Origin of the sequence: Ensifer sp. ENS07, from assembly GCF_014852185.1 — a bacterium.
In the GTDB taxonomy this organism is placed as follows: domain Bacteria; phylum Pseudomonadota; class Alphaproteobacteria; order Rhizobiales; family Rhizobiaceae; genus Ensifer; species Ensifer adhaerens.
On sequence record NZ_JACVBE010000007.1, the window covers coordinates 154,376 to 173,018 of the forward strand.

Annotated in this window: 15 protein-coding genes; 10 read left to right on the plus strand and 5 right to left on the minus strand. The window is 59.1% G+C overall.

The features are described from left to right. Positions 1–20: 20 nt before the first annotated feature. Entirely contained in the window at positions 21–1,616 is a 1,596-nt protein-coding gene (locus IB277_RS21700; protein WP_192371679.1) for an ABC transporter substrate-binding protein, read from the minus strand. A gap of 125 nt (positions 1,617–1,741) precedes the next feature. Here IB277_RS21700 and IB277_RS21705 point away from each other — a divergent pair, with 125 nt between their 5' ends. From IB277_RS21705 to IB277_RS21720, 4 genes are all read left to right on the plus strand, one after another. Beyond that, positions 1,742–2,452 (plus strand): GntR family transcriptional regulator, encoded by a 711-nt coding sequence (locus IB277_RS21705; protein ID WP_192371680.1) that lies wholly within the window; start codon positions 1,742–1,744, stop codon positions 2,450–2,452. Beyond that, a complete protein-coding gene (locus IB277_RS21710; protein WP_192371681.1) occupies positions 2,445–3,374 on the plus strand; it encodes a dihydrodipicolinate synthase family protein in 930 nt (309 codons plus the stop codon). The genes IB277_RS21705 and IB277_RS21710 overlap by 8 nt, the downstream gene beginning before the upstream one ends. Before the next feature lie 11 nt (positions 3,375–3,385). After that, complete coding sequence (locus IB277_RS21715) at positions 3,386–4,525, plus strand: mandelate racemase/muconate lactonizing enzyme family protein (protein ID WP_192371682.1); 1,140 nt, start codon at positions 3,386–3,388, stop codon at positions 4,523–4,525. Positions 4,526–5,369: 844 nt separating this feature from the next. Beyond that, on the plus strand, positions 5,370–6,668 hold the full coding sequence (locus tag IB277_RS21720; protein ID WP_192371683.1) for a tetratricopeptide repeat protein: 1,299 nt from the start codon (positions 5,370–5,372) through the stop codon (positions 6,666–6,668). 1,486 nt (positions 6,669–8,154) lie between these two features. On the opposite strand, the gene IB277_RS21725 is transcribed toward IB277_RS21720, so the two are convergent. Continuing rightward, the gene (locus tag IB277_RS21725) at positions 8,155–9,432 is read right to left on the minus strand and encodes a caspase family protein (protein WP_192371684.1); all 1,278 of its coding nucleotides are present in this window, start codon (positions 9,430–9,432) and stop codon (positions 8,155–8,157) included. Beyond that, complete coding sequence (locus IB277_RS21730) at positions 9,429–10,325, minus strand: LysR family transcriptional regulator (protein WP_371813645.1); 897 nt, start codon at positions 10,323–10,325, stop codon at positions 9,429–9,431. Before IB277_RS21730 ends, IB277_RS21725 begins: the two co-directional genes overlap by 4 nt. A gap of 124 nt (positions 10,326–10,449) precedes the next feature. Here IB277_RS21730 and IB277_RS21735 point away from each other — a divergent pair, with 124 nt between their 5' ends. From IB277_RS21735 to IB277_RS21745, 3 genes are all read left to right on the plus strand, one after another. Next, a complete protein-coding gene (locus IB277_RS21735; protein WP_113575413.1) occupies positions 10,450–11,043 on the plus strand; it encodes an isochorismatase family protein in 594 nt (197 codons plus the stop codon). A 34-nt stretch (positions 11,044–11,077) separates the two neighbouring features. After that, on the plus strand, positions 11,078–11,839 hold the full coding sequence (locus tag IB277_RS21740; RefSeq protein ID WP_192371686.1) for a pirin family protein: 762 nt from the start codon (positions 11,078–11,080) through the stop codon (positions 11,837–11,839). A 170-nt stretch (positions 11,840–12,009) separates the two neighbouring features. Then, positions 12,010–12,741, plus strand: coding sequence for an SDR family NAD(P)-dependent oxidoreductase (locus IB277_RS21745; RefSeq protein WP_192371687.1), 732 nt, complete (start codon positions 12,010–12,012; stop codon positions 12,739–12,741). A 54-nt stretch (positions 12,742–12,795) separates the two neighbouring features. On the opposite strand, the gene IB277_RS21750 is transcribed toward IB277_RS21745, so the two are convergent. After that, the gene (locus IB277_RS21750) at positions 12,796–13,665 is read right to left on the minus strand and encodes a LysR family transcriptional regulator (protein ID WP_113575415.1); all 870 of its coding nucleotides are present in this window, start codon (positions 13,663–13,665) and stop codon (positions 12,796–12,798) included. A 107-nt stretch (positions 13,666–13,772) separates the two neighbouring features. Between IB277_RS21750 and IB277_RS21755 the strand changes: the two genes are divergently transcribed. Beyond that, positions 13,773–14,846 carry an alkene reductase gene (locus IB277_RS21755; protein WP_113575416.1) on the plus strand — a complete coding sequence of 358 codons (1,074 nt, stop codon included), beginning with the start codon at positions 13,773–13,775 and terminating at the stop codon, positions 14,844–14,846. 57 nt (positions 14,847–14,903) lie between these two features. Here IB277_RS21755 and IB277_RS21760 read toward each other — a convergent pair whose 3' ends face one another. Then, positions 14,904–15,821 carry a LysR family transcriptional regulator gene (locus IB277_RS21760; RefSeq protein WP_192371688.1) on the minus strand — a complete coding sequence of 306 codons (918 nt, stop codon included), beginning with the start codon at positions 15,819–15,821 and terminating at the stop codon, positions 14,904–14,906. 93 nt (positions 15,822–15,914) lie between these two features. On the opposite strand from IB277_RS21760, the gene IB277_RS21765 reads away from it, so the two are divergent. Next, on the plus strand, positions 15,915–17,033 hold the full coding sequence (locus tag IB277_RS21765) for an HlyD family secretion protein (RefSeq protein WP_192371689.1): 1,119 nt from the start codon (positions 15,915–15,917) through the stop codon (positions 17,031–17,033). Between the two features lie 4 nt (positions 17,034–17,037). Further along, the gene (locus IB277_RS21770; RefSeq protein ID WP_192371690.1) at positions 17,038–18,612 is read left to right on the plus strand and encodes an MFS transporter; all 1,575 of its coding nucleotides are present in this window, start codon (positions 17,038–17,040) and stop codon (positions 18,610–18,612) included. Positions 18,613–18,643 lie beyond the last annotated feature (31 nt).

Sequence of the window (18,643 nt, forward strand, 5' to 3'; positions counted from 1 at the left end):
GGTGTCCTTGCTGAAGACGCTTAGTCGCCTTTGGTCACAGTGTCCCAACGGGTCAGCCAGGTTGAATGGCCCGTGTAACCCTTCACTTCATTGCGAACGGCCTTGGCATCCGTTCTCTGGAAGGAGGTGATCAATGCCGGCGACGATTCCAGATAGGCCCTGTTGATCTTGGCATAGAGATCATTGCGCTTAGCCTTGTCTGTTTCATGCGCCGCCGCCAAAACCATTCCCTGAATCTCCTTCGGCACATCCCATGCGGAGCGCCATGCCAGAAGGCCGGTCAGCTTCGCATCGTCGGCATTGTTGGCGTTGGTGGCATAGGAAGCCAGCACGGCATGGGGATCGGGCAGGCGTTCACCGGAGCGGGCCGAGAAGATCTCGAAGGCCCGTTCGCGGAACTTGCCGATATGGTCTCCCCCCTGAAGGTCGAGCTTGATGCCGGCCCTTGTCGCATTGGCCTGCAGCGATTGGGCGACTTCATATTCCGGGGTAACTGGCGTGGCGAAATAGATCTTGGAAAACCCGTCGGCATAGCCGGCTTCCGCCAGCAGTTGCTTGGCCTTCTCTATGTCCAGCTTATAGGGGTTCTCTGTGCTGGCACCGGCCAGGCCGCCTGGAATGATGGTCTGCTGCTTTATCCCGTAGTATTTCATGACGGTGCTGGAAAGGCCGTCATAATCGATCAAATAGCGGAAGGCTTCACGGACCTTCGGGTTCGACAGGATCTCGTCCTTCTGGTTCAGCGCCAGATAGTAGAAGCCGAAGCCGGGGGTTTTCTGGATCTGTACGTTTCCGCCGGCCTGAAGTGCCGACAGGTCGGTAGACGACAGGCGGGTTGCGACATCCATGTCGCCGGCCTCGATCTGAAGGCGCTGCGCCGAGGATTCCGGCAGATGGCGGAGAATGACGCGACGCATCGCCGGCTCGCCCTGCCAATAGTCGGCATAGGCTTCTGCGATCAGGAGTTCATTGGCACGCCAGGTGCGCAGCGAATAGGGGCCGGACCCCGCATCGGCCGTCTGCAGGAACTCGCGCCCCATGTCGTCGTTTTTCGCCTTGTCGGCTAGGAAGGTGCTGTCGAGGATGGATGTCGAGAAGCTGGCAAGCGAAAGCAGAATCAAGTCGGCATTCCAGACTTCCGGCGTTTCCAGAACGAGTGTCTGGTCGTCAGTCGCACGGATCAGGCTATCGACGTTGTCGGCGGAGAAGCCCCACTGGCGCAGGTCGGTAGACGGTGCGAGGCCAAGCTTGACCAGGCGGCGCAGGGACCATTCCACGTCCTTTGCCGTGAGCGCGTTGCCGGAATGGAATGTCACGCCGCTGCGGATCTTGAAGGTGAAGGTCTTGCCGTCTTCAGAGACGGTCCAGCTTTCGGCAAGGCCCGGCTGCGGCTCGTTGATCTTGTCGGCAGGCAGTACGATCAGCCGTTCATAGAGGTTGGCAACGACTTCGGCGGATTCGAATTGGTTCAGTTCGTGGGGATCCAGGCCGCGCATCGACGACATGTTGACCGCGATCACCAATTGATCGGACGGCGTGGCGGCAGTCACAGTGTAGGGCGCAGCGGTCGCGATCGCGACCGCGCTGGCGAGCGTCAGGAAATGGCGTCTAAGCATTTGTATGTTCCTCCAATGAGGCTCCTCAACCTCTAGTTTTCACCAATTTTCATATCGACATCGATCTGAAATCTGGTATATCAGATCTCACAAGTCAAATGGATCGTCAACAGGATTTTGGGGCAATGACTGATAAACCAGACCTCTCGAGCGGAGTGGGGCGCATTGAGAAACTTGACCCTCAGCTGCAGCTGACGGTCCGCGATCACGTCCATCGCATTCTGCGCGGCGCCATTCTTGCTGGCCGGTTCACGCCGGATGAAAAGGTGAACGAACGCCAGCTGGCCGAGCAGTTCGGCGTTAGTACGACCCCGGTCAAAGAGGCGTTGCGGCTTTTGGAGGCGGAGGGTCTCGTCCAGTCTCTGCCCCGGCGGGGCATTCTCATCCGCTTCAATATCAACTGGGCCGAGGAAATGATCCTGGCGCGTGCAGCTCTCGAGTCGATGATTGGCCGACTGGCTGCGCGCCGTATGTCCGATGACAGCAAGCCGACACTAAAGGCCACGGTCGGTCTGATGGAGGCGGCGACGGCCAGCGGCAATGCCGATGAACTGATCGCTCTCAATGAGACTTTTCACGATCAGATCCATCGAGCTTCGCGCTGTCAGTACCTGGTGCGGTTAATCGAGCGCCAGCAGTTCTATGACGCAAGCATTCGCCGGATTATCCATTCGGCTCCGGCCGAGCGGGAAAAGGCGCTGCACGAACACAGCGCGATCGCTGCGGCAATCATCGACGGGGATGCCGAGCGCGCGGAGAAGCAGATGCGCGATCATGTGGTCCGCTCCGGTGAGACCTACCTGTCAATCGTTTTCGGAAACAAAGAGGATGTTTAAGGTGAGCGAAAAGCTTGAAACCGTTAGAAAAGCACTTATTGGGATTTCGGGCGTGCCGGTCACTCCCTATCACAAGGACGGAAGCATCGACGTCGGGAAGCTTGATGCCCTGATCAAAGAGATGGCCGCAGCCCGCGTGCACAACTTGATGGCTGCGGGCAATACCGGGGAATTTTTCACGCTAACCATGGACGAAATCCGTCTGGTACATCGCACGACGATCAAGGCCGCGGCCGGCAAGTCGCTGGTCAGCGCTGCCGTGGGACGTTCGCTTGCCGACGCCAAGTCGCTTGCCAAGGACGCAATTGTCGAAGGTGCCGACGCGATCATGGGCCATCATCCGATGGACCCGTTTGCCGGCCCCTCCTACCAGGCCCGCTATTTTCTGGAACTCGCCGATTTCTGCACGGTGCCGGTGATCGCCTATGTGCGCAGTGACGGGTTTTCCGTTGCCGACTTCCGTGAACTCGCTCTTCATCCGAATATCGCCGGCATCAAGTTTGCCTCGTCCAACCTGATGCTCCTCGCGGAAGTCATTCGTTCGACGCATGATGCCCCGGCAATCTGGGTATGCGGTTTGGCCGAAGGCTGGGCGCCTGCGTTCTATGCACTGGGCGCACGTGGGTTCACGTCGGGTCTGGTCAATGTCTTCCCGCAGCGGTCTCATGCGATCCTCACCGCCTTGCAGGAGGGCAATTATAGCGCTGCCCGCCAGCTGATCGACGGCATCGCCGAGTTCGAGGCGCTGCGCACGAAATACAACAATGGCGCCAATGTCACCGTCGTCAAGGAAGCCCTCGGCATGCTCGGCAATGATGTCGGCCCCGTTCGCCTTCCGGGCGTCGTCGCGTTGAACGACGCCGAGCGTGCAATTCTGCGCAGTGTCGTCGATCGGGTGACCACCGAGCAACGCGCTGCCTGAGGAGAACTGACGTGCATATCACTGGCATCAAGACCTACATGCAGCGTGTCGATGATCGGCCGCGCCTGCTTTTGAAAATCGAGACAAGCGAAGGCATTTCCGGCTGGGGCGAATGCTACAACCATGGCCCTGACTGGGCGCTGCCGCCGCTGCTCGACTACCTGTTTCACCAGATCGAGGGTGAGGATCCGCGCCGGGTCGAATATCTGGTGCTCAAACTCAACCAGCAATGCCGGTTCCCGCCCGGTGCGCTCGGACTGGCGGCGATCTCGGCCATTGATCACGCGTTGTGGGACATTGCCGGAAAGGCAGCGGGTCTGCCGGTCTACATGCTGCTTGGCGGCCATGTGCGCGACCGCGTCAAGGTCTATTGCGGCGTCTATACCGCGCCCGATCCGCAGCACGCGCTCGACCAGACGCTGAAGCTCAATGAAGACTATGGCTACACGGCCTTCAAGCTCAGCCCCTACCGTCGCGATTTGCACGGAAGTCGTTGGGGCGAAGTGGTCAAGGAAACGGGCGACTACTTCGGCAAGATCCGCGAAATCACCCCGTCGCATTACGAATTTGCCTTCGATGCCCATGCGAAGATCTTCGAGCCGTATCAGGCGGTGCAACTAGCCGCGGCGCTCGCACCCAACGATCCGTTGTTCTATGAGGAGCCCATCCGGCCGGAGCATATCCCGGCATGGACCGAGCTCAAGTCCAAGGTGACGGTTCCGCTGGCAACCGGCGAGTCGCTATACAATCGCTTCGAATTCCTGTCGCTCCTTTCGGCGCGTGGTGCCGATATCATCCAGCCGGACATCTGCGTGGTTGGCGGCGTGACGGAAATGCGTCGCATCGCAGCCCTGGCCGAAGCGCATTATGTGACGGTGGCGCCGCATAATCCGATGGGGCCGCTGGCGACCGCAGTGAACGTTCATTTCTGCGCGGCGCAGCCGAACTTCAAGATCCTCGAATTCAAGCCGCATGTCCATGCGCCCTGGGCTATTGACCCCTACATGCCAGTGGACGGGCATATGGAGCTGCGACCCAATCGCCCAGGCTGGGGCCTTGAGATCGATGAAAAGGTCCTGTCTAAGGACGACTACATCCATTGGGAACGCAAGATCACGCGCAAACCGGATGGCGCGACGGCTTATCCATGACATCATGTGATAGAGGCCGCCACAACCCGACGGATCGAATTGGGTCGTTTTAAGAATGTCGTCCCGTAGCCGCGCACAAAAAAGATCGGCTGCATGCGCGGCCGATCCACCTCTGCCGCCGGCGAACTGATCTTCCAGGTGTTTGCCGCCGTCGCTGATTGCGACGCAGGCTGATCTCCGAACGAACCAAAGACGCTGTGGCCGCCGCCAAGGCGAAGGGAAGGCGCGCCGGACGTCAGCCGCTCGACATAAAAAAGGTCGAGGCCGCCATCAAGCTCATCGCGACAGGAAGCACCCCGACCGAGGCCGCAAAGCAGCTCGGTCTCGGACGCTCCGCGATCTACCGTGAAATGTGGAGGCGCGGGGTGAGCCGATCGGCGTGACGATGCTTCCTTGCTGTTCCCGACACAAGGTTATCTATCGGCAAAGGAACGCCACGGTCTCGACGCCGCCGTTCGTCTGCACCCATCCCTGAATTGCCGACTTCTGGCTCCCGAAGCCAACCTCTACTCCGTTAGGACGGCGCCAGTCTTGGCGGTGGCGGCCAGGCCACCTGTCCTTCTGTCGTTTGGCACTTCTGTGGTTGCCGTCCCTTTGGCAAGAAGTTTCTGGCTTTTTTTGACGTGTGATCGAGCAGCTGAAGGCGCTTTCCCCCGCAACATTGGTCGTGGCGCTCCCGCTGTGAACCTAGCCCATAGTGTCTACTTCAACTTCCGTGGAAAAGCGGCACTATGTGAAGCTCGGACCAAAACTGTTGACCCCTTAGACCAGCGTCTTTTGTGCATAGCGCCAGTTCAGTCCGACAAGCGATACTCGCCTCGCTCCTTTTTCATGGAGGAATCGAATGGACGTCGTAGATTTTCCAAGGATTGCCGCGTGGAGCCTGCTAGCAGGGCTTGCCTTCGCAGATGCTCACGCGGCTGATCCGGTTTATGAATGTCGACGATTGGCTGGATCTGTCGAGGAGCCGAACAACAAAGAGCAGATCGGGGTCGAACTTCCATTTATCGATACGTCCGCGGCGACGACAGCATGCGACGAGGCGGCGCGTTTGAACCCGCAGGACCACGCAAGCGAATTTCGGCGAGCCCGCGCCTACATGGCGCCAGGCCCAAAGCAGGATATCCGGTTTGCGCTGTATACGTTCTCGAACGCTGGTGGGCTGGCGAGAAGGAACGAAGGGACGATCGGCAAGGATGTATCCGACTGGTATCGCCAGGCAGCGAGGAAAACTGTCACGCCAGCCACGTATGAGAAAGCAGCAAAGGCCGGCGATGTCGAAGCACAGCTCGTGCTTGCATTCCTTCATCAGGAGCCACGTTTCGGTGCTCTTGATGAGGCGAAAAGCAACAAGTGGATGAAGGCGGCCGCCGAGCAAGGGAATTCAAAGGCGCAATGGTGGATGGGGCAGAAGGCTGAGGCGCGTGGAGAATTCGAAAAGGCGCGGGAATGGTATCAGCTGGCAGCCGACCAGAACGACCCGTCCGGCTACTTCAGCATTGCGATGCACTACAAGCTCGGAAAGGGTGTGCCCGAGAACAGGGACGAGGCCGACCGCTTGTTTGAGATTGCCGCGGAACTTGGAAGCAAGACTGCGGCCGAGCATTTGGAGACAGCCGCACATTCGCGGCGTGAACGCAGCCTGATGGCCGACGGAAAGACGGTAGTAGTACCAGCCGAATATACGGAGCCGGACGAGCGAGAGATCGGGCTGGCCTTCATGCGCGCCTACGCCCAATATGGAAAACAAACTGGGTTTCGCAGTTTCACCTATGGCCTGTTCGCCGATACGGCGTGGGAGATCGAGATTAATGGGATGCGCAAGGAGGGCTGCGTCAAAGGCGGGCAAGGCTATACATGCGCTTTCGTGGCAGATTTGACCTATCGTCGCTCGAGCGAGATGATCTCGGCGCTCGGCAATACTCTTCAGGGTCAGGTTATGAGTTCAGCCGCCGACATGATGACGCGCAACGGGTCCAAGCGACAGGAAGAGGTTTTCATTCTTGGATCGGAAGGGTGGTACTCGCCAACGCTTCAGATGCAGGCGCAGCGAGGGATGGTTGCAGCTATGGGAACTGTTGCTGAGGCCGTGGGCGGCACGGCATGCGGACTAGATGCGATTAGCGGCGGCGAAGGATGCTGAGGACCTCGGTCGGGAACGGGAGTCTGTCTCCTCGGGAATAAGGCCGCGACACTCACACCTCGATGAGAACGCTTCAGCGCTGGACCTTGGAAAGAAGCTCACCGCATCGGGTCTGAGAGCAAGAGGCGTTCTTGTTATTGCGAGTCGCGCGGCGAGGTCAACCCAATGCGGCGAAGTGGAAGGCTCTGTTTCGGATCCTTTCATTCGGGTGCCCATGAACTTCCTTGCGAGATGTCCGGCGGGAGCGGTAGTTCTAGTTGTCGGTCTTTGTTTTTTGGTCAACGTGAGCGTATCTTGAATGACGGAACGGCTGCCGCAAAACATGCCGCTGCGGCTATCGTGAGGGCGATCCCTACTGGCCCCTTGCCGTAATGGCAGGGCTTCCAAGGCGCATACGCAAAAAGCTCTACAACATAAGTGAGGTGATATGGTGGGTCCGGCATGACTCGAACCTTGCAGCCAATCGGTTATGAGATGGCTCTAACCCTTGAGCCACAGGCCCTACCAGAAAAGTTTCAGGAGAGTGCATAGGCCTCGAAAACATCAAAGAGACGGTCATTTCTCATTTCGCGAAGCTGTCGGCGATGGCGAGGCAGCGTCATTGCCAACTGTGCGCGCCCCTAAATGCATTAACGCCATGCTCCTCAGATTTTTGCAGCCAACCGCCGATTCTCGCAATCGCTCCGAGGTAGACGCGATCTCTAGCTACCCTTCGTCTTTGCTTGCTTGCTGCTGCGGGATACGTAGCTGCCACGCTGATCGTCGGATTCATCGCCAGGCGCCTTGCACGTCTTTGTCCCGAAGGGCGTAGTGGCCTCCTATTGAACGCATTCCTGCCCCTATATGCTACCGCAACGTGGCCACGGCCGGCTTCGGCAAGACGGTGGCGACCGTTTCGGCGCTCGTCCAACCGTCTGCGAGCGGAGGTCGCGGCAATTGCCAGCATCGAGAGAAGTGTCACGACGATCGGTAGCCCAGTTTTCAAATCGCGCGGCAAGGCAGTGTAATTTAATAATTTAGACATACCTAAATCACGCTATGGCTTGCTATGCGGGGTTTTCTGTTGGTTGCTGTAATCGCCGGGGGGATGTGGACCATCGACAAGGCGGTGTTCGATGGCCGATACACGAGCGAGCTTTGGAATGACGCTCAGTCCGCCGGACGGCAGGCTCGGTTTATTGTGACCTCAAAACTGAGCTTTCTTAGGTGCTAATTGTTCCAGGCTAAAGCGGTGGGCGAATACCGACTTTGTGGAGCTTGCACGGGTAGGGCGCCGAGACAACTGATCAGATGCCCCCGATCGGCTTCGTCGAGTCAATGGTCGGAGCCAATCCTATTGGCTAACTGCTGTTGAAAGGGTTCCATCGCCCAATGCCGACTTACCTAATTGTTAGATGGGATGGACGCTGCCAGTCGAAAATGAACTGTCATTTGGCACTACTCAGGAGGCTGGTCGAAGCGGAGCCGCTGGCAGGGTCGATTCTACTTAACCGCCGAAAGCCGCAATGCACCTTTGCAGCTCTGATAGCATTGCCCTTGATCCGGTCAGGCTGAGCATGCCGTCGTGCAAATTGATTTCGGCGCCGGCCTTGAGGGCTTCAATGACCTTCGTCGTTGGTTCGATCTGGTAGGCGATTTTGTCACTAGACTGGGTGCGGGTAATAAAGGGCATTTCGCTTTGATCAACGCGGTACGTGAATGGCCGCCCGCTTATTTCCTCAAAGTTCCGTTTCGGGTCGGTAAAGCCGATTGTGAGCAGATCGTAGGGATAGAGACGGAACACGCTGCGCCTCCCTCCGTCTTGGATGCGGCTCGCCTCGCAGTTTTCCAGGTTGCGATTGGGATCAACGACTGCCACGACTTGCCAGCCGGCGATTGTTCTTGTTTCGAGAAAGGCGAGGGACGCGGGCTGCGCAGAAGCCCCGTCAGAGACTGTGGCCGTGGTTTCGCGAAGTTTGCTAACGGTGTTTTGGTACTTCCAGGTCAGGCCGAGCTCCGCTGCACTTACCACCTCGAAGGCATAGGTGCGGGTCTCTTCCGCAGCGGAGATGCGCGCCTTTACGAGGGCCTGGAGACCAAAGCAGGTTCCTTCGCAGGAATCAATCGTAACGTAATCCGCCGTCAGTTTTTGGGGCTCAAGAACTTGGATCCTGTTTTTGCTGAATCCGCTTCCGTCTACATTGACCAACGAATCGAAGAATACCGTGTTCTTGCACGGCACATCTGGATAGAGAAAGAACAGGTCGAGCAGTATGATCTCTCCATCTGCAATGTCGTCTCCTGTCTGTTGCTCGGCTTTGAAGCTTCCCATGCCGCAGGCATCGTCCCCGGCAGTGCTGAACGTGAAATGGCGGAATGTCTCGTTTTGGCGACGGAAGCTGAAATCCTTGTCCATGAAGGTGATCTTCTGCCGCGCGAGGCTGGCGAACATGCCTTCCGGATAGCGAGACAGGTATTTCTGGTAGGCCTCCTGGCTGTCGGCAAGGGCTGCGAACTCGAAGAAGGCGACCTCGTCGCCGCCGGCCTCAGCTGATTTTCCCTCGACGAACTGGAAGTCGCCATAGACCGCGCTGTTTTCCCAAGGCTCCTGCTTGCCGCCGGTGCGCTCCTGCACCGTTGCGCGCACACGCTTGAACACCCCTTCGATCGAAAGGCCTGGGATCGTCACCGATTCGGCGAGCGCCGTCGCATAGGGGCTGGCGCCGGTGTCGCCGTCGGTTGCGACATTGCCCGGCGGCAATGGAAAGTCCAGCCAGCTTGTCACCGTCCGTCCTCGCCTGCTAATTCGAAAGCGTCGACAAAGGTCGCGACGATTGCCTTTACCAGGCGCGCGGTGATCCTGTCCTTCTGCCAAAGCGCAGTCATTTCCACTGGGGACGGTACCCACTCCGGCAGGACCTGAACGAGCTTTCCGGAGGCGAGATGCTGGTCGATCATGAAATTCGGCAGGTTGGCGATACCGAGACCCGCGACCGCGGCGTCGATGAGAATAGTCTGGCGGTTGGCAGCAAAGCCGATCTTCGGCGTCACGTTGGTCACGACACCGTCGCGGTCACGAAGATCCCATTCGACGAGATCACGTCGGATCGCGAGCGCAGGAACATTCCGCAGGTCCTGGGGACCCTTTATCTCCGGATGCGCCTCGAGGAAGGTTGAACTGGCAACAAGGGTTCGAGGAAGACTGGCGATCTTCTTCGAGATCAGTCCGGAATCCGCAAGCGAGCCCATCCTCACCACTAGATCGTAGCCTTCTTCGACCAGCGACACCCGGCGATCCGTCAGGGTCATGTCGATGACGACATCCGGGTACTTCGCCTTGAACTTAATGAGGGCAGGGGCGAGCACCTCGGTCGCCATGTCAGGCGGCAGCGAAAGACGGACGGTTCCGGACAACGCGACCTTTTCGTCCTGCACACCAGCAACGGCTTCCTCGGCGAGGAGAAAGGCATCTCGGCTCCGATCATAGAGCTGCTGTCCGTGCTCGGTCAGCACGATGCCCTTCTTGGTCCGCCTCACGAGTCGTACGTTGAGGGTGTCCTCCAATGCCGTCAGCCTACGGGAAAGAGTGGCCTTGGAGATGCCTGTGGCCCGCTCTGCGGCGGCCAACCCGCCAGCTTGGGCGACACGAATGAACAGCGCGAGGCCATCGAAATCCACGAACGTTTTCATGTTTCAAAAATGGAACATGCAGTTGGCATTTTTCAAGTCTCCCGCTGCGAATGTTTCAACAATATCTTCATCGGCAAGCAATCACGCTTGTTAAATGAACGGAGACCACATCATGTCCAAGCTGTTCACGCCCGAAAATTCCGCACTCCTCCTGATCGACCACCAGGTCGGCACCATGCAGCTCATCAAGAACATCGACGTCGCGCAGGCCAAGCGCATGTCACTTGCTCTCGCCAAGGCAGCAAAGATCCTGGGTATCCCCACCGTTCTCACCTCCAGCCAGGAAGAGCGCCTGCAGGGACCGCTTCTCCCGGAACTGGAAGAAATCCTTCCCGAAGCTTTCGCAAACCGCGTGAAGCGCGAGGGCATCGTCAACGCCTGGACAGACGCCAACTTCAAGGCGGCCGTCGAGGCCACGGGCCGCAAGAACCTGATCATGGCAGGTGTCACCACCGACGTGTGCCTCGTGTTCCCGGCGATCGATGCGGTCGGCGAAGGTTACAACGTGCAGGCCGTGATGGATGCCTCGGGTTCGCCCTACGAGCTCTCGGAAGACATGTCCCGCCGCCGGATGCAGGACGCAGGCGTGATCCTGACCGCGACCAACACCATGATCGCCGAACTTGCCCAGAACTGGGGCACGGAAAACGGCCAGAAGCTGATCCAGTTGCTCTTCACGGAAGTCCTTCCGCCGATCGGCAACTGATCCCCACCGCGCCCGCAGAATGAAGGAGAAAGACATGAACATTCACGCAGCTCCCGTCATCGGGACGGGCATGGTTTCACCCGAGACCCATCAGCAGCGGGCGCATGGACCATTCCAACTTCGCCGCATCCGTCCCGGCATCACACTGGGGCGGAGCGACCCAGGCTTCGGCGGTCTCGGTACCATCGACCATGCCAAACTGCAGCCGGGTCTCGTGGTGAGGATGCACGAGCATCGCAACGACGAGATCATCAGCTACATGCGTGCCGGCCAGATGAAGCACACTGACTCGGCCGGGCACAGCGAGGTTCTGTCGTCACACCGCCTCATGGTCATGAACGCAGGCCACGGCTTCTCGCATGAGGAGGAGGTGGTTGGCCGCGACCGGATTGAAATGCTGCAGATTTTCGTTCGGCCGGAAATGGCCGAGATGAAGCCCGAGGTCCAGTTCGTCGGACTCACGGAAGCGGAGCGCAACGGGCAATGGCGACTGCTGACAGGCCCCGTGGGGTCGGATGCACCGACCTTCGTCCGCCAGCAGGTCTATCTTTACGATAGGCATCTGGCGGCAGGGGAGACTGTCATCCTTCCCGCCAAGGACGGATTTGACCGTTGGTTCTACGTCTTCGACGGGAACGTCTCGGCTGGCAAGCAGGACATCGAAAAATACGCCGCGCTCATGGTGGGCGCTAGCGAGCAGCAGTTCGAGGTCACCGCAAACGAGGCATCCGATGTCGTGGTCTTTCTGGTCGATCGGAACGCCGCCTACTCACGCGACGGCACTATGAGCGGCTGAGACCGACGTCAATGACTGCTCCACGTTTGGAGCAGTCATTCTCAACGTTGGTATTTTATACCGCACCCGCACCAGACGCACTTCGATAAAATGGCACTCGACTGCCCATGCCGATGCCGTCGTGTGTGGTGATGTCCTGCCATGACAAAAAACGAATTGGAGTAACCATCATGTCCAAAGGAACAGCCGTCATCACCGGAGCCGCCACCGGCATCGGACAGGCCTACGCCCAACGCCTTGCCGCCGACGGGTTCGACATTGCGGTCGCCGACGTGGGCGACGCATCCGAGACCAGGGCCATCGTCGAGGCGGCCGGACGCAAGTTCTTCTCGGCCAAAGTCGATGTCACGTCGCCGGCATCGACCGCTGAATTCGCTGCCGAAGTCGAGAAGACGCTGCCGCCCGTCACCGCCCTGGTAAACAACGCCGGCATCTATCCTTGGAAGCCATTCGCCGAAACCGACTACGATCTCTGGCGCAAGGTCATCAGCGTGAACCTCGATGGACCGTTCCTGATGTGCAAGGCCTTCGTTCCCCGAATGATCGAGCGAGGCTACGGCCGCATCGTCAACGTCGCCAGCACGACATTCTGGCTGAACACCACTCAGATGACCTCCTACGTCGCCAGCAAGGGCGGGGTTATCGGCTTCACGCGTGCTCTCGCCGGCGAAGTCGGCGCCTCCGGCATCACCGTGAATGTCATCGCACCCGGATTGACCAACACCAAGAGCATGCGCGGCGAGAACGAGGAGATCTTCGACTACCTCCCCAAGGTCCAGGCGATCCCGAGGGTCATTGAACCCTCTGACATCGTCGGTGTGATCTCATTCCTGTGCTCCAAGGATTCGTCCTTCGTCACGGGCCAGACGATCGCGGCTGACGGCGGCAACGTCCGCAACTGATATCCACCGCTGTCCATTCGCCGCGTTCGTTGCATGTGACGAACGCGGCGAATCCTATTTCAGTCGCGCCTTGAGGAACTCGATGAATCTTTGCGTCTTAGCCGGCAGGAGCCTTGTCTCTGTGATTGCATAGACCGGGTTGGGAGCGCCGCACCAGCCGGGGAGCACTCGCTTCAGCCTGTTGTCCGCCAACTCCTCTGCAACGATCTCGTCCGGGAGCATTGCGATACCCATGTCGAGGGTGGCGAGCCGACGGATCATGCCGACGCTATTGAGCCGGAAGCGACCATCGATGGCGGTGTCCACGACTTCGGATCCATCGGTCAGGCTCCACACCTTCGCCTTCAGCATGTAAAGGCATTGGTGGTCGGCCAACTCGGACGGATGCTGGGGTTCACCGTGCTTCTCCAAGTATCGCGGCGATGCGAAGAGGTGGGGCGAGAGCCTGGCAAGCGGCCGGGCGATCATGTGCGACGGTTCTGGTTCTCCGATCCGGATGGCGACGTCGAATGGTTCGGCAACCAGATCGACCCTTCGCGGTGTCAGGTCGAAATCGAAGTCGATCCCCGGATAGAGCTCAGCAAACTCGGCGATAAGAGGGGCAAGATAGGTGTTGGCGAAATCGACCGGGAGGGACACCCTGAGGGTGCCGCTTGGCTGATCCAGCATGTCGCCGAGTTGCTCGTGTGCAAGGCGCGCCTCATCGACAATTCGCTTGCACCGCTCGAAGTAGATCTGGCCCGCCTCAGTCAGCTCGATGCGGCGCGTCGTCCTGTGGAGCAGACGCAGGCCGATCGCCTTTTCCAGCGCGCTGATGCGGCGTGAGAGCGTCGAGTTCGGCACTTTTATGATCTCGGCTGCCCCGCGGAAGCTCTTCGCTTTCACCACTTCGACGAACAGCGCCATGTCGTTCAGAAGTTCCAAATCATTGCCTCAAATATGGATCAATCATTTCCACATTATGCACTTTATATCCTTGTGTGAAGCAGTCATTTGTAGAGGCAGTACACGCATCAAGGAAACCCTCCCACATGAGCAAGCTCTTCACCCCCGTCCGCGTCGGACGCTACGAACTATCCAACCGCCTCGTCATGGCCCCGATGACACGTTCGCGTGCGAACGAAGACGACGGAGTGCCTTATGACAGCGTCGCAACATATTACGACCAGAGGGCGGGCGCCGGACTGATCATCAGCGAAGGCGTTTATCCTTCCGCGCAGGGCAAGGGCTATGTTCACACACCTGGCATTCGAACGGATGCCCAGGTCGAGGCTTGGAGGCGTGTCACCGATGCGGTGCATTCCCGCGGCTCCCGTATCTTCATGCAGGTCATGCATTGTGGCCGCGTTTCGCATCCGTCACTTCAGCCCGGCGGCACGCTTCCCGTCGCTCCGTCTTCGATTCAGCCTCCGGGGCAGACCTGGACGACATCGGGCCAGCAGGATTTCGTTACCCCGCATGAACTGACCATCTCCGAAATCAAGCAGGTGATCGAGGACTATCGGCAGGCGAGCCGCCGCGCCATTGAAGCAGGATTCGACGGCGTCGAACTCCATGGAGCATCAGGCTACCTTCCGGAACAGTTCCTGGCATCGGGCAGCAACAAGCGCGAGGATGAATACGGCGGCTCAACGGCCAACCGTGCACGCTTCATCCTCGATGTGCTGGGTGCCATGGTCGAGGAGGTCGGTGGTGACCGCGTCGGCATCAAGATTTCACCGGAGATGAACTTCAACGGCATCGTCGATGAGAATCCGCAGGCGACATACTGGGAACTGGTCGACAAGCTGAACGCCTTCGATCTGGCCTACCTTCACGTCGCACTGTTCGGTGCGCCGATCGACTACCACGCTCTTCTAAAGCCACGTTTCAACGGGGCGTATCTGGTGGGTGGCGGACTGGATCAGGCTTCTGCAGAAAGCGCACTCGCCGCCGGACGCGCTGATGCCACAGTCTTCGGTGCAGCGTTCCTCGCGACGCCGGATTTGCCGGAGAGATTCCGGCAGGGTGCGACGTTGAACGAGCCAGACAGGTCCACGTTCTACGGCGGCGGCGACAAAGGCTATACGGACTACCCAACACTCCAGACGGCCAAAGTCGCCTGATACGAAAGAAGACCCGGCCGAGCTAGATCGGTCGGGTCTTCACCAATTCTGCCTGCGTCACTTTTCGGCAGCTTCCGCGTCGAGACTGCGGATGTAGTTCAGCGTGGGTGCGCTGGCGTTGTCTGTCCGCCAGAGGAGCTTCATTTCCATGAGTGGCATTGGATCACTGACGTCGAGATAGGCGACACCCTTGAAATTGAGCGACTTGAGCGGCGATGGCACGAACGAAACGCCAAGCCCGGATGACACGTAGGTCATCAGGCTCATGATGTGGCTGGTTCTGTAGACGTGCTGCGGAGACATCCCGGGCAGGGATGCCAGCACGCCGCCGATGTTCGATCTGCCATCCGGCTCCGCGTAGACGGCCAGGCTCTCACCCGCAACATCAGCGATCCTCGCCTTCTGCGCCTTTGCCAGGGGATGCGTGTCGGCGACGGCCAGATACCACGGCCATGACCCCACCGCCTTCGATGTAACGCCGCTGGCAACCAACCCTGCGGTGGCGGCATAGCCGACGTCGATCTCGTTTCGAAGAAGGGCTTCGGATACCTCGCTGCTGGGCATCTCCTTCAGCGTGACGTTCACTCCGGGCCATTGAGACCGGAACCGCCTGATCGACTCCGAAATCAAGCCAGCGATCGCTGCATTGGCTCCATAGCCTAGACGGAGCGTTCCAGTTGCTCCACGCGCGAAGTCCCTTACCGTTTCGATCGCCGTACCGACCTGTGACAGGGCGGCATAGCTTTCCCGGAGAAATTCGCGGCCGGCCTCGGTCAGTTCCACGCGACGTTTGGTCCGCTCGAGCAACTCGACGCCGAACATGCCTTCCAGGGACTTGATCTGTGCGGTCAGCGCAGGCTGGACGATGTTCAGTCTCGCAGCGGCCCGTCCGAAATGGAGCTCTTCAGCGACGGCGATGAAGTAGCGGAAGTGCCGCAGCTCGATACCGGGCTGTCTCTGAATTGACAGATCCATGTTTAATCACTCCAGATGATTACAGACAATAAGAAAGCTATTGGAAATGATATATAGAAACGTGCTTTCTGTCTTTAGAAAAGGATAGAACCCATGCTCCAGCAGCCACCCGCCAAAACCCCAGCACTTGTCGCCGTCCAGTCCCCGGAGGCGGCGCCGAAACCAGTCCGGGACTACACAAAACTCCTCGTTCCTCTGGCAGTGGTGGCGGCGGTTTGCGTCCTGGTGGGCATGAGTTCACAGCGCTGGGATAGGTGGATGGCCGGAGCCGATGTCCAGACAACGGACAACGCCTACATCCGCTCCGAACTCAGCCGCCTGGGAGCTCGCGTTTCGGGAAACATCAGCGCCATCAATGTCGGTGATTTCGACAGGGTGAAGGCCGGCGATGTCCTCGTGGAGATCGACGGGTCGGATTATCTTGCCAAGCAGGCTCAGGCCAAGGCAGCCTTGGATGCCTCCATCGCGCAGCTACACAACCTCGACAACCAGAAGATCCTTCAGCGAGCAGCCATTCGTCAGGCCGAGGCGCAGGCTGCCGTGGCGAATTCGAACGCCGAACTGGCGAAATCGGAAGCGAACCGCCAGACGACCCTGGCTGAAAAGGGCGTCGGGACCCAGCAGAAGAACGAGCAGGCGCTGGCCCAGGCGAAGTCGACCGCGGCAACCGCACTGGCTGCGGAGGCCACCGTTGCCTCGGCGAAGGCACAGCTAGAATACATCGACGGACAGACGGAGCAGCTTGCGGCAAACGTGGCGGCTGCGCGTGCGGCTCTCAAGGCGGCCGATCTGTCCGTCTCCTACACGAAGATCATCGCTCCCTTCGACGGCGTGGTCAGCGAACGCCAGGTCCACGTGGGCGACTATGTGACGGTAGGGACAAACACGATCTCCATCGTCCCGCTCCCGGACGTCTACATGATCGCGAATTTCAAGGAGACCCAGCTTGCCCGGATGAAGGAAGGACAAGTCGCCGATGTTTCGATCGATGCGATTCCGGGCGTGACCTTCAAGGGACACGTCAGCCGTCTTTCCCCTGCATCGGGTTCGCAGTTCGCGTTGCTGCCTGCTGACAACGCCACGGGCAACTTCACGAAGGTCGTCCAGCGCGTCCCCGTCCGGATCGACTTCGAAGCCTCGCCGTCCCTGGAGCGCCTGCGCTCGGGAATGTCCGCGGAAGTATCGGTCGCGGTTGCCTCGGAAGGACACTAGGTCGATGGCCGAGATTTTCAGGCTTGCGCTTCCGGTACGAAGCACGGGGCGGGAGACCCACCATCCGATCCTGGCTGTCTGTGCCGTTCTGCTTGGACCTTTCATGGTAGGATTTCACAGCCGTCTGTTCGGGATCGGTCTTGTCGACCTGCGTGGCGCCTTCGGCCTCGGCTTTGATGAGGGGGCGTGGCTGAGCACCCTCGCCACCGCTCCTCAGATCGTGTTCGCTCCCGCCGTCGCATGGCTGGCTGCCGTGTTCGGAATCCGCCGCGTCATGGTCGTGCCCGCTCTGATCTACGCTTTCGTTTCTCTTCTGATCCCGTTCACCCGCGACTTCACGGTTCTCGCCGGGCTTCACGTCCTTCATGGAACTCTCCTCGGGATTTTCGTTCCAGCCACTTTGATGATCATCTTCCGGAATCTTCCTATCAAATGGTGGATCTCCGCGATCGCCATCTATGCCTTCCGTGGCGCGTTCACGGTCAACTCCGGCACGGCTCTGCTCGATTTCTATGTCCAGCATTTCGGATGGCAGTATCTCTACTGGCAGGATGTCGTGCTCGCGCCGCTGCTCGCCTATCTCGCATTCAAGGGCGCGCCGCGCGAGAATATCAACATGGATCTCCTCCGCCGCGCAGACTGGGGAGGCATGTTTTTTCTAGGTGTCGGGATGGCGTTGCTGTTCATTGCCGTCGATCAAGGTAATCGTCTCGACTGGTTCGAAAACGGGCTGATCGTTTCCACCACCGCGGGCGGACTGCTACTGATCGCCGTCTTCTTCATCAACGAGATGCTCGTCGAACATCCATGGGCAAGCATCGGGTCGATAGGTGCGCGCAATGTCGTTCTGCTGCTGTCGATAGCTCTGCTTTACATGATGAGCAGCATGTCGAATTCGGCGCTCGTGCCGAATTATCTGACGGCGGTGGCGGGTCTCCGTCCTGAACAGATTGGGGTCACGCTGGTGACGTGGGTCTGTATTCCCCTGATGCTGATGACCCCCTTGGCGGTCTGGGCAATGCACAGGACCGACGGCCGCTACCTTCTGTTCATTGGCCTCTGCTGCTTCGCAGGCGCGGCCTTGATCGGCACAGGCTTGTCACCGGATTGGAATGGCGAGAGCTTTCGGACGATGGCTGTTCTCCAGGGGGCGGGCCACATACTGACCTTTCTTCCGATCATTGTCCTGACCGTTGCCAATGGAGACCCCAAGAAGGCAATCGCCGTAGCCGCCTACATCCAGGTCATCCGGCTTCTCGGCACCCAGACGGCCCAGGCGCTGATGACGACCTATCTGCGGAAGGGCGAACAGCTCCATTCGTATCTGACAGGCCTCAATCTGGAACGAGGTTCGGAGGCTTCGGTCGCGGTAATATCGGCGCTCGCCAACACGATGGCGGGCGCAGGCTCTGCTGCCGCACAGAGCAGGGCGACGGCGGTGCTGGCGCAGCAGGTTCAGAAACAGGCCAATGTCCTCTCCTACATCGACGCATTCTGGCTGACCTTCTTCTGCGCGGTCGGGGCACTCATCATTCTTGCATTCGTAACGAAGGCACCGAAAGGGCCGCTGGCAGGATAAAGCCGACGGCCAGAGGGAGAGGGTTCTTCTC